The 13,015-nt window shown below is 29.8% G+C and carries 10 protein-coding genes; all 10 read left to right on the top strand.

The window, feature by feature from the left end:
* The first annotated feature begins 42 nt into the window (after nt 1-42).
* The 10 genes from CLOST_RS06700 to CLOST_RS06655 all read left to right on the top strand — a co-directional run bounded on the left by CLOST_RS06700 (nt 43) and on the right by CLOST_RS06655 (nt 12,931).
* Nucleotides 43-1,713, top strand: coding sequence for an ABC1 kinase family protein (locus tag CLOST_RS06700; protein ID WP_013361521.1), 1,671 nt, complete (start codon nt 43-45; stop codon nt 1,711-1,713).
* Nucleotides 1,714-1,717: 4 nt separating this feature from the next.
* Nucleotides 1,718-4,051, top strand: coding sequence for a single-stranded-DNA-specific exonuclease RecJ (recJ, locus tag CLOST_RS06695; protein ID WP_013361520.1), 2,334 nt, complete (start codon nt 1,718-1,720; stop codon nt 4,049-4,051).
* 24 nt (nt 4,052-4,075) lie between these two features.
* Nucleotides 4,076-4,588, top strand: a complete 513-nt coding sequence (locus CLOST_RS06690; protein ID WP_013361519.1) for an adenine phosphoribosyltransferase — start codon at nt 4,076-4,078, stop codon at nt 4,586-4,588.
* 147 nt (nt 4,589-4,735) lie between these two features.
* Nucleotides 4,736-6,925, top strand: a complete 2,190-nt coding sequence (locus CLOST_RS06685) for a RelA/SpoT family protein (protein ID WP_013361518.1) — start codon at nt 4,736-4,738, stop codon at nt 6,923-6,925.
* A gap of 10 nt (nt 6,926-6,935) precedes the next feature.
* A complete protein-coding gene (gene dtd, locus CLOST_RS06680; protein WP_013361517.1) occupies nt 6,936-7,400 on the top strand; it encodes a D-aminoacyl-tRNA deacylase in 465 nt (154 codons plus the stop codon).
* A 10-nt stretch (nt 7,401-7,410) separates the two neighbouring features.
* Nucleotides 7,411-8,046, top strand: coding sequence for an MBL fold metallo-hydrolase (locus CLOST_RS06675; RefSeq protein WP_013361516.1), 636 nt, complete (start codon nt 7,411-7,413; stop codon nt 8,044-8,046).
* Nucleotides 8,036-9,442: a coproporphyrinogen dehydrogenase HemZ gene (gene hemZ / locus CLOST_RS06670; protein WP_041487137.1), complete on the top strand. Its 1,407-nt coding sequence runs from the start codon at nt 8,036-8,038 to the stop codon at nt 9,440-9,442. The genes CLOST_RS06675 and hemZ overlap by 11 nt, the downstream gene beginning before the upstream one ends.
* Nucleotides 9,433-10,695 carry a histidine--tRNA ligase gene (gene hisS, locus CLOST_RS06665; protein WP_013361514.1) on the top strand — a complete coding sequence of 421 codons (1,263 nt, stop codon included), beginning with the start codon at nt 9,433-9,435 and terminating at the stop codon, nt 10,693-10,695. The genes hemZ and hisS overlap by 10 nt, the downstream gene beginning before the upstream one ends.
* 22 nt (nt 10,696-10,717) lie before the next feature.
* The gene (gene aspS / locus CLOST_RS06660) at nt 10,718-12,478 is read left to right on the top strand and encodes an aspartate--tRNA ligase (RefSeq protein WP_013361513.1); all 1,761 of its coding nucleotides are present in this window, start codon (nt 10,718-10,720) and stop codon (nt 12,476-12,478) included.
* 18 nt (nt 12,479-12,496) lie between these two features.
* The gene (locus CLOST_RS06655) at nt 12,497-12,931 is read left to right on the top strand and encodes a SoxR reducing system RseC family protein (protein ID WP_013361512.1); all 435 of its coding nucleotides are present in this window, start codon (nt 12,497-12,499) and stop codon (nt 12,929-12,931) included.
* The last annotated feature ends 84 nt before the right edge of the window (nt 12,932-13,015 follow it).

The following is a 13,015-nucleotide window of genomic DNA, read 5'->3' as shown; positions in this document are numbered from 1 at the left end:
GTTAATCTATGATTATAAAAGTTTTCTTCAGGAGGTGTATTAATGAAATTTAAGTATTATAATCCTAAATATAATAACTTAAAAAGAACTTCAGAAATACTTCAGATACTTGGGAAGTATGGTTTTACTTTTTTTGCTGAAAAGATAAACCTTGAAGAAGTTTTTGGAAAAATTAAAATACCTGCTAATAGTAATATAATGAATATGTCGACTGGAGAAAGAATTAGATGTGCTTTTGAGGAATTAGGGGTTACTTTTATAAAATTAGGACAAATTTTATCGACAAGAAGTGATTTACTGGATTCATGTATTCTAACAGAATTAAAAAAACTTCAAGATGATGTAAATCCAAATTCTTACGAGGACTTAAATTCTGTATTTTTTAGTCAATTTAATAAAAATATAGAAGATAAAGTTAAGTATATTAATAAAAAACCATTAGCATCAGCATCAATTGGACAAGTTTATTTTGCTATATTAGAAACTGGAGATAAAGTAATAATTAAAATTCAAAGACCTAATATAGAAAATACTATCAGAATGGATTTAGATATTCTTAGAAGCATTGCTAGATTACTTGATGATCATTTAAATTATTCTGGAATAAGCTTTATTCAAATTTATGAGGAATTCTCGAACCAGATATTAAGAGAGCTAGATTATAATTTCGAAGCAAGAAACTGTGATAAATTTAGAGAAATTCATAAAAATGATTATAAAATTTATATTCCAGAAATAAATTGGGAATTAACTTCTCAAAAAGTATTAACTATGGAATGGATTGATGGAATAAAAATTAATGAAATTGAAAATAATGATAAATATTACAATAAAATTGAAATAAGCCAAGTTTGGATTAAAGCAATTATGAAACAAGTTTTTATACATGGATTTTTTCATGCTGACCCTCACCCTGGAAATATATTGATATTAAAAAATAATAAAATTGCTTTAATTGACTTTGGAATGGTTGGATTTATTGATAAAAACACTATAGAATTTATATCTGAAATCTTTATAGCTTTAACTATAAATGATACTCAAAGTATAGTAGATGCTTTGTTTGAAATGGATGCAATATCTATGGATGCTGATGTTCAAAAAATATACCATGATTTAAATATTTTTATTCATTACTATTATTCATTATCTTTAAGCAAAATAAACATTACAGAGCTGTTAACCGAGTTCTTAAGGTTCTGTAGAGAAAACAATCTTAAGTTACCTAGCCAAGTTTCACTACTTTCTAAAACATTAATAACATTAGAAGGTGGAGTAAGAGAAATAAATCCATCGATAAGCATATCTGAAATTTTAACAGAGTTTGCAAAGGATTTTTATAAAGATAAGTTAAGTTTGAAAAATATAGCTTTAGAATCAAAATATTCAATAAAGGGATTTTTATCTGATTTTAAAAGCTTGCCTAGACAGTTAAGAATTTTACTTAAATCAATTGAAAAAAATAATATAAAGATTGCTATTGATGATAGCTCTTTTGTGAAAATAGACAAGACTCTTAATCATGTAACAAACATAATATCTATTAGCTTAATAATAGCAGGTTTAATAGTAGGATCTTCACTGGTAATTACTACCAAAGTAGAACCTACTCTTTGGGGATATCCAGTTCTAGGGATAATTGGATACTTAGCCTCTGCTATCATGGGACTAGTTCTGATTATATCAATAGTAATAGTACAACGTAAGAGGTGAAATAATGAAGAATAAATGGCTGCTTAGAGAAAAAGGCCAAGAAGAAGATTTAAAATCTCATTTATTAAATGTAAGGCAAATAAATATTGAAGAGTCAAAATCATTTTTGAATCCAACAAAAGCGGATTTGATTTCTCCATATCTTTTAAAAGATATGGAGAAGGTTGTAAATAGGATAAATACAGCAAAATACAAAAGTCAACTAATATGTATTTATGGAGATTATGATGTGGATGGAATATCCTCTGTTTCCATTTTACTTAAAACTTTTAATTTCTTAGGTATTAATTCAATATTTTATATACCAAAGCGCATAGAAGAGGGATATGGAATTAACACTCAGGCGATAGATACAATTAAAAAAATGGGAGCAGATTTGATTATTACAGTGGATTGTGGTATTACCTCAGTCGATGAAATTGAGTATGCTAAAACTATTGATTTGGATGTTATAGTTACAGACCATCATGAATGTAAAGAAATACTACCTGATGCAATTGGAATAATTAATCCAAAGCAGGACGAATGTGAATATCCGTACAAACATTTATGTGGTGCGGGGATAGCTTTAAAAATTGCTCAAGCGTTAATTGAGGATAATGATAGCGCATTATTTGATGAACTAATAGAAATTGCTTGTATTGCGACTATTGCTGATATAGTTGAACTAAGCGGAGAAAATAGAGTTATAGTTAAAAACGGACTGTTATCTTTAAAAAAGACTATAAATATTGGATTAAAAGCATTGATGGAAGTTTCAGGAATAAATTCAAGCAATATTAATTCATCAAATATTGCTTTTATATTAGCTCCTAGAATAAATTCTACAGGTAGAATGGGCACTCCTGAATTAGGGGTAAGCTTGATTATAGAAGATGATTTTGAAGAAGCTGTTATTATGGCAAGAAAAATCGAAGAGCTAAATCGCGAAAGACAAACTGTTGAGCTAAAAATTTTTGAAGAAGCTGTAGCTCTTATAGAGCAGAAATCAAAAAATAATAAAATATTAATAGCCTCGTCAAAGAATTGGCATAGTGGAGTAATAGGAATAGTAGCTTCAAAGCTTACGGAAAAATATAATAAACCCACTTTTGTAATAGCTATCGAAGACGAGAATATTGGCAAAGGATCAGCAAGAAGCATTGATGGATTTAATTTATTTGAAAATCTATTAAAATTGGATGAATGCTTAATTAAGTTTGGGGGGCATAATCAAGCAGCTGGAATAACAATCCATGAAGATAGAATTGCCGAGTTCGAATTAATGATAAATGAAATTGCTGAAGAAATTTTAAACAAAAATCATTTCCAAAGAATAATTGAAATTGATTCAAAACTTAAATTGAAAGATATTAATTCTAATACCTTAAAAATATTAAACGAATTAGAACCGTTTGGTATTGGAAATAGAAAGCCTTTATTTTGTCTAACTAATTATAAATTATCAAATTATAAATATATTGGTAAAATGAAAAAGCACTTTAAAAGTGAAATTAATGATGATATAGAAATAATTGGATTTAACAAACATGAGCTTATTAATAATATAGATTTGAATTTTCCAGTAGATTTTGTATTTGAGTTAGAAATTAATTCTTTTAATAATAAAGATAAAATCCAATTATTATTAAGAGATTTAAGAAGCTCTTATAACTATAGTGAGGCACTTAAAATCATGCATGATTATATATTGAAATTCAAGGCTTTGACTCTAGCTAAGAATCAACTAACAAAAACAGATAAAGATAAAAAAATAAATTTTGATGAGATGTTATGTTTGTATGGCAAAAAATTACTGATAGTAAACACCTGTGAGAGTTATTTTAGCTTAATAGAAAGATTACATTTTTATAATATAAAGCCTACTGTAGATTTCGAAAATTCCATAAATGACTATACAATAATACTATCACCAATTATTGATAATTTAGACCTTTCAAGATATAATAATATTGTTATATATCAATCAGATAGTTTCTTATCTTCGATTAATATTGAAAGTCAAAATATTAAGGTTTTAAGTATTACAGATAAAATTATTCATACTAAGGATATAGTACCAAGCAGAGAAACTTTTATAAGCCTATATAAAGTGATAATGAATAAACTTAACATAAAGTTTTATATATTTGAAACCTGCGAATACTTTAGAATTTCTGAGTTAAGTTTTTTCGTAATCCTAGAAGTTTTTAAAGAATTAAGAATTATAGATTTTGAATTAAATTGCTCAGATGGATCTGTTAGTGTAAAAACTATAAATAAGTTGATTGGTAAAAAAAATTTAGATGAAACAAAAACTATTAAATCATTGGATTTTATTAATCTTTATGATAAATAATCTATTTTCTTAGGAGGAAAACAAGTGGATATAAAATCGAGAATTAGAGAAATCGAAAATTTTCCAAAAGAAGGAATTAATTTTAAAGATATAACAACTTTACTTAAAGACAGTGATTATTTTAAATACTCTGTGGATAAAATGGTAGCTGATCTAAAAGATAAAAATATAGATTATGTTGTTGGTCCAGAAGCAAGAGGATTCTTGATGGGAGCAGCTGTGGCTTATGCTCTGGGAGTTGGATTTATTCCAGTAAGAAAACCGGGTAAATTACCAGCAGCAACTGCTAATATAGAATATGAGTTAGAATATGGAGTTGATTCTTTAGAAATACATGTAGATGCAATTGAAGAAGGACATAAAATAGCTATTGTAGATGACCTACTAGCAACAGGTGGTACAGTTCAAGCTGTTGCAAAACTTATAGAACGTCTTGGCGGAAAAGTTGAAGCAATGGAATTTTTAATAGAACTAGAATTTTTAAATGGTAGAGACAAGCTTTCTGAATATCATATTAACTCTTTAGTAAAATATTAGTTATTTTAGAAAATATATATACTAGATATGTTATTATAACTTATCCTAATAAAGGATAAGTTATAATTTTTGTACCTAGGTGATTATGATATAATTATTATATTTAATAAAGCTCAATTTATGACTCTTATGTTAGTGGGTGATTTTATGCTTGAAAATTTATTATTGATGATAGAACAATATAATCCTGATGCAGATTTAGATATAGTTATTAAAGCTTACAACTATGCTTATAATGCTCATGAGGGTCAATATAGAAAATCTGGTGAGAAATATATTATACATCCGTTAGAGGTTGCTAAAATTTTAGCTGAACTCGAACTGGATGTTTTTACGATTGCCGCAGGATTAATGCATGATGTAGTAGAAGATACGGAGGTTTCGTTTTCCGACATAGAAAGACTATTTGGAACTGAAGTTGCAGAGCTTGTTGATGGAGTAACAAAATTAGGGAAAATTGAATATAAATCAAAAGAAGAAACTCAAGCAGAAAATCTCCGAAAAATGTTCATGGCTATGGGAAAGGACATAAGAGTTATTTTGATTAAGCTTGCTGATAGACTTCATAATATGAGAACTCTAAAGTATATGTCTGAGGAAAAAGCAAAGGAAAAAGCAACCGAGACAATTGAAATATATGCTCCAATTGCACATAGATTAGGAATATCCAGAGTAAAATGGGAAATGGAAGACATAGCTCTTAGATATTTAGATCCAGAGGGTTATTATGATTTAATTGAAAAAGTATCTAAAAAAAGAAGAGAAAGAGAAGCATATATTCAAGGGGTAATTGATTTACTTAAAAATAAATTAGAAGAAGCTAATATTGAAGGCGATATAAAAGGAAGAGCTAAACATTTTTATAGTATATACAGAAAAATGAAGTATCAAAGCAAATCTTTTGAAGAAATATATGATTTAATGGCTGTAAGAATTTTGGTAGACTCACTTAAGGATTGTTACGGGGTAGTAGGTATAGTTCATACGATATGGAAACCTATGCCTGGAAGGTTTAAAGACTATATTGCAATGCCTAAACCGAATATGTATCAATCACTTCATACTACGGTGCTAGGGCCAGATGGTGAGCCTTTAGAGATACAAATTAGAACTAAGGAAATGCACAGGACTGCAGAATTTGGTATTGCAGCACATTGGAAGTATAAAGAAGGAAAAATTGATCCTAATGAATCAGATATGGATAAAAAACTTTCTTGGCTTAGACAGATGATGGAATGGCAAAAAGATGTATCTGATCCAACTGAATTTATGGAATCATTAAAGATAGATTTATTTGTAAATCAAGTTTTTGTATTTACTCCAAAAGGTGATGTTATAGAATTGCCTGCTGAATCTACCCCGCTTGATTTTGCATACAAAGTCCATTCTGGAGTTGGAAATAGATGTATAGGAGCTAAAGTAGATGGAAGAATAGTTCCTCTTGATTACAAATTAAAAAATGGAAATATAGTTGAAGTTATGACCTCATCAAATTCCAATGGACCTAGCAGAGATTGGTTAAATATAGTAAAAAGCTCTCATGCTAAAAACAAGATTAGGCAATGGTTTAAAAAAGAAAGAAGAGAAGAAAATATTGAAAAAGGCAAAGAAATACTAGAAAGAGAAACTAAAAGACAAGGGTTTCCTATTGGAGATTTTCTAAAACACAAGTATTTAGTTCAAGTCGCAAAACTTGTAACACAAGGAAGCGAAGATGATTTATATGCTGCGCTAGGATACGGTGGAATCACACTTAGTCAAGTAATGCCGAGGCTTAAAGAAAAATATGAAGCAGACAACCATAAATTAAAAGAAGAGAAAATTCAAGAAAGAATCCAAGAAAAGACAATTCAAAAATCAGCGCAAAAGAAAAAAACTGGTAATCAAGGAGTTCATGTAAAGGGAATTGACAATATTTTGATTAGGTTTGCAAAATGCTGTAATCCTCTTCCAGGTGATGATATTGTAGGATATATTACAAAAGGTAGAGGAGTTTCTATTCATAGATCTGATTGTCCGAATACTTTAAATGACGATGATGCTTCAAGAGGGAGACTAATAGATGTTGAGTGGGATATTGATAAAAACAAAAATAAAAATTTCGAAGCTGAGATTCAAATTAAAGCAATTGATAGAAGAGGCTTATTTACAGATGTAAGTAGAATACTAGCTGATGAAAAAATAACAGTAAATGGAATTAATGCCAGAACTAGCAAGGATGGAACTGCGATTATGAATGTAGTTCTAGAAGTTTTAAGTAAAGAGCAGTTAAAGAGTATAATGAATCAAATTAGACGGGTAGAAGGAGTTATCGACATATTTAGACTATTTAACTAGGAGGTATAAATTGAGAGCTGTAGTTCAAAGAGTTAAAAAAGCGAGTGTTAAAATTCAAAATACTTCTGATGGAGATTATATTAATGGTGAGATTGACAAAGGTCTTTTAGTATTTTTGGGAATTACCCATGAAGATAATGATAAAGACTTAGACTATATCGCAGATAAAATATCAGGTCTTAGGATATTTGAAGATGAGCAAGGAAAGATGAATTTATCAATTGATGATATAAAGGGAGAAATTCTTTTAATTTCTCAGTTTACATTATATGGAGATTGTAGAAAAGGAAGAAGACCTGGATTTACAGATGCAGCAAGGCCAGAGATAGCAATACCACTATATGAAAAAATGATAGATACTTTAAAATTAAAAGGAATAAAAGTTGAAGTCGGTATATTCGGTGCAGATATGCTCGTAGACATTCAAAATGATGGACCTGTTACAATTTTATTAGACTCAAGTAAGTTATTTTAGGAGGAAGTACATGTTTTTGGAAAAACTAGAAGTAGGCGTCTATAGGGTTAACTGTTACGTAATTGCGGATAAAAATTCGATGAGCGCAGCTGTGATTGATCCAGGTGCTGATTTTGAGAATATAAGAGATATAATTGAAGACAATGGTTTTGATTTAAAATACATTATCCTAACACATGCTCATGGAGATCATATTGGAGCAATAAACTATTTAAAGGATACTTATAATCCCAAAATAGTAATTCATTATTTGGAAAAAGAAATACTTGAAAACCCAGACTATAATTTTTCAAAGCAATTAGGAATGAATTCAGTTTCTTCTAATGCTGATTTGATGCTCCACGATGGAGATACTTTGGAACTTGGGGATTTAAAGCTGGAAATTATGCATACACCAGGTCATACAAAGGGAAGTATGTGCATATTGGTAAATGAAATAATGTTCAGTGGAGACACATTGTTTGCTGGATCTATGGGAAGAACAGATTTATATAGTGGGGATTCCGATAGAATGAAAGCTTCGCTGAAAAAACTAAAGCAGCTTACAATAAATTATACTGTTCTTCCAGGACACGGCGCCGCAACAACTCTAGAGTATGAAAAAACCTCAAATCCATTTATGAGAGATGAGTTCCATGATTATTAAAGTTGACAATCAAAGTGTTGAATTTGAAGTAAAGCAACTCTTAAATTCATTTCATATTAGTGATGAACTTGAAATTGAAATGTTTAGGAGTGCTAAAGATATTTCAACTATTATAAAAAATGATGGCGAAAAGCTATGCTTTATAGAAAAAGTCGATGATGGCTTTAAAGAAACTATATCCTATAAAAAAGCGTTATTTAAAGCTCTAAAAAGTATTTATCCTAGTTCAAATCATCCTTGGGGGATACTCACAGGAATTAGACCAGTTAAAATAGCTCAGGATTTAATAAAGAAGAACATAGATAATATAACAATAAAAAAAATGTTGAATGAAATATATTATATTTCTGATGAAAAAATAGATTTGATGTTGAGAATAGCAAAAATTCAATCTAAATATCTTGATGATATAGAGAAATCATATTCAATTTATATAAGTATCCCATTTTGCCCTTCAAGATGTAACTATTGTTCTTTTTTTTCATGTAGCTTAGATAAAGAACAAAATTTAATAGATCCATATCTAGATAGCTTAGAAAAGGAACTGAAATTCTTTTATAGTAATAAGGTTATTTATGATAAAGAATTGTTGTCGATTTACATTGGTGGGGGTACCCCTAGTACTCTATCAATTAATCAATTTCAAAGACTTATTAAAATCCTTCAAACTTATGTTCCGCTTAAAAACGTTAAAGAGTTTACTTTCGAAGCAGGAAGACCTGATACTTTGGATAGGGAAAAACTCGAAGCTATCAAAATGTCGCCTGTAACTAGATTATCGATAAATCCACAGACTATGAACGACGTTACTTTAAAAAAAATTGGAAGAAATCATACAGTAAGTGATATTATAGAATGTTTTAAAATTTCTAGAGATATAGGCTTTGATAATATTAATATGGATTTGATTTTAGGATTAGAAGATGAGTCTATAGAAAATATAACTAAAACTTTAAGTCATATAAAAGAATTAAAACCAGATAGCTTGACTGTCCATACTCTAGCGATAAAAAAAGCTTCAACATTAATTAATGATTCGCAAGGGGCGTTAGATAAGTTAAGGACGTATAATATTGAAGACTTCATGAAGATATCCGCAGATGCAGCAGATTACTTAGGTATGAAACCATATTATCTATACAGACAAAAAAATATGTTATCAAATTTAGAAAATATAGGATATGCATTAGAAGACAAAATATCTCTATATAATATTGCAATCATGGAAGAAAAGCAAACAATAATTGCTTTTGGTTCTGGAAGTGTTTCAAAATTTACATATCCAGAAGAAAATAGAATTGAAAGAGTATCCAATATTAAAGATGTAAAATTGTATATAGATAATGTTGAACAAGTTATAGCAAAGAAAAATAAGGAGGTAGAAAAGTGGATATAAAGAGGCCAAGAGGAACTCAAGATGTACTGCCTAAGGATATAAATAAATGGAATTATGTAGAAACCTTATTTAAAAAAGTATGCTCGGATTTTGGTTATGGAGAAATAAGAACTCCAGATTTCGAATATACAGAGCTTTTTAAGCGTGGAGTAGGAGATACTACTGATATTGTTCAAAAGGAGATGTTTACTTTTGAAGCAAAGTCAAAGGAAAGTATAACTCTAAAGCCAGAAGGAACGGCTCCGGTTGTAAGAGCTTATATTGAGAATAAACTATATGCAGATCCACAGCCATCCAAATTTTTTTACATAACACCTTGTTTTAGATATGAAAAGCCACAAGCTGGTAGACTCAGAGCTTTCCATCAATTTGGAATTGAGATTTTTGGCACAGATAGCTCTTCAGCAGATGCAGAAGTTATTTCTTTAGCAGTAGAATTTTTTAGACGACTTGAAATTGATGATAAAATCGAGCTGAGGATAAATTCTGTAGGTACTTTAGAGAGTAGAAAAGAATATAATAAAATCCTTAGAGATTATCTTAAACCAAATTATGATAATCTCTGTCAGACTTGCAAGGATAGATTTGAAAAAAATCCAATGAGAATCATAGATTGTAAGAATGAAACCTGTAAAGAAATATCACATGATGCACCGCTAATGATTAACCATTTGGATGAAGAAAGCAAATTACACTTTGAAAAGCTTAAAAAATATCTTACTGCAATGAAAATAGATTATACAATTGATCCACATATTGTAAGAGGCTTAGATTACTATACAAAATCAGCTTTCGAATTTGTATCAAATGACATAGGCAGTCAATCTACAGTTTGCGGCGGAGGAAGGTATGATGGTTTAATAGAGGAGCTAGGTGGTCCTAAAATCCCAGGCGTAGGTTTTGGATTAGGGATAGAAAGATTAATATTGCTTTTAGATAATCTAGAAAAAGATATAAATCAGCAGCCAAGCTTAGATGTGTTTATAGCTTCTATGGGAGAAGCTGCCGAAATCGAAGCATTTAAAATTTTATATGATTTGAGAAAAGTCGGTATAAGCTGTGAAAAAGACCATGTTGGCAAGAGTATAAAAGCTCAGTTTAAATATGCTGATAAGCTAAATAGCAGATTCACTATTGTACTGGGTGATGATGAAATAAATAATCAGATAGTTACTGTGAAAGATATGTCAAATTCTACCCAGACTCAAATTAAGCTAGATGACATAGTAAATTACTTTAAAAATTTGAAATAAAGATAAATATCGGAGGGATAATATGAAAAGGACTCATTATTGTGGGGATTTAAGAAATGAACATATAAATCAAGAAGTTGTGTTAATGGGATGGGTGCAAAGAGCTAGAAATCTTGGTGGTTTAATTTTTGTCGATTTAAGAGACAGAGAAGGAATATGCCAAATAGTATTTGATGAAGAGATTGATAAGCAAGCATTTGAAAAAGCAAGTAAAATTGGAAGTGAATATGTAATTTCAATTAGCGGAATAGTAAGGGAAAGAAGTTCAAAAAATAGTAATATTCCAACTGGAGATATAGAAATTTTTGCTAATAGTATAGATATTTTAAATGAAGCAAATACTCCACCAATTTATATTAAGGACGATGATGATGTTTCTGAAAACTTAAGACTAAAATACAGATATTTAGATCTTAGAAAACCCAAAATGCAGAAAAATTTTATTTTAAGACATAAAGTAACTCAAATTGTAAGAAACTTTTTGTCTCAAGAAGGATTTATCGATGTAGAAACACCTATGCTTACTAAGCCTACTCCAGAAGGTGCTAGAGATTATCTGGTACCAAGTAGAGTTAGCAACGGTAAATTTTATGCACTTCCTCAATCTCCACAGCTATTTAAGCAACTTCTGATGGTATCTGGAATGGATAGATATTACCAAATAGTTAAGTGCTTTAGAGATGAAGATTTAAGAGCAGATAGACAACCTGAATTTACCCAGATAGACTGCGAAATGTCTTTCGTGGATATGGAAGATGTAATGCAAATTATGGAGAGATTAATAGCCAAGGTATTTGATGAAGCGCTAAATGTAAAAATAGATTTGCCATTACAAAGAATGACTTATGATGAAGCTATGTCAAGATTCGGCTCAGATAAACCAGATGTAAGATTTGGATTTGAAATAGTTGATTTAACTGAAGAAGTCAAAGATTGTGGGTTTTCAGTATTTGAAACTAGTGCTATGGAAGAAGGTAAAAGTGTAAGAGCAATAAATATTAATGGATATGAATCTAATTTCACGAGAAAAGGAATAACGGCTCTTGAAGATGTAGCAAAGACTTATGGAGCAAAGGGATTAGCATGGATTAAGCTTACTTCAGAGGGAGTTAATTCACCTATTTCTAAATTTATAAATGATGAAGCGATGAATAGAATTTTATCTAAAATGGATGCTAAAACTGGAGATTTAATCTTATTTGTTGCAGATAGAGATAAAATAGTTTTTGATTCATTAGGTCATGTAAGAATAGATGCAGCTAAGAAGTTGGATTTATTAAAGAAAGATGAATATAAATTACTTTACGTAACGGAATTTCCTCAATTTGAATATGATGAAGACAATAATAGGTATGTTGCTATGCATCATCCATTTACGAGTCCTCTTGATGAAGACATGGAGCTACTAGAAAGCAATCCTTCTAAAGTTAGAGCAAAGGCGTATGATATGGTTCTTAACGGAGTAGAGCTTGGTGGTGGAAGTATTAGAATTCATAATTCTAAAATTCAAGAAAAAATGTTTACGGCTCTTGGTTTTAGCACAGAAGAAGCTTGGGATAAATTCGGATTTTTATTAGAAGCTTTTAAATATGGGACACCTCCCCATGGCGGAATTGCATTTGGACTTGATAGGTTAATCATGTTACTGGCTGGAGAAGAAAGTATTAGGGAAGTAATTGCATTTCCAAAAACTCAAAATGCTTCATGTCCACTTACTAATGCTCCATCAGAGGCTGATAACACTGCGCTTTTAGAACTGGGAATTGGTTTACTTGATAATTAATATGTTTGGAGGCAGTAAATGCGAGAAGTAGGTTTAGTGGTTAATGTAGAAGCTAACAACGCATATGTACAAATTGATAGAAAAACAGCTTGCGAAAGCTGTAAAGCATGTGGTTTGGGTACTAGTGATGAAAAATCAATTATAGTCCAAGCAATAAATAATATAAAAGCTCAAAAAGGAGATATAGTTGAACTTGATTTAGAATCTCCAGATGTTCTTCTAGCGGCATTTATTATTTATGGAATACCACTACTTGCACTTATTTTAGGGATATTTGTTTCATATGTTGTAATGAAAGCTATTAACTATAATTCTGAGATATTAATGCTACTAACTGGAGTAGTATTTATGATAATTTCTTTTATAGTAATTAGACTATATGAGCCAAAACTAAAAGAATCTAAAAAATTTAGTTCAACTGTAGTAGAAATTAAAGGTAAATCGTTAATATAATTAATGTTTATATGGCTATGCAATAAAGCAGGATTACTTTTGTGATGAAGTTTCACAAATATAATCCTGCTTTTTTAACTATTA

The sequence above is a fragment of the Acetoanaerobium sticklandii genome (genome assembly GCF_000196455.1).
GTDB classification, from domain to species: Bacteria; Bacillota; Clostridia; order Peptostreptococcales; family Filifactoraceae; genus Acetoanaerobium; species Acetoanaerobium sticklandii.
The sequence above is the reverse complement of the archived record's forward strand: the minus strand, read 5'-3'. Positions and strand labels throughout refer to the sequence as shown.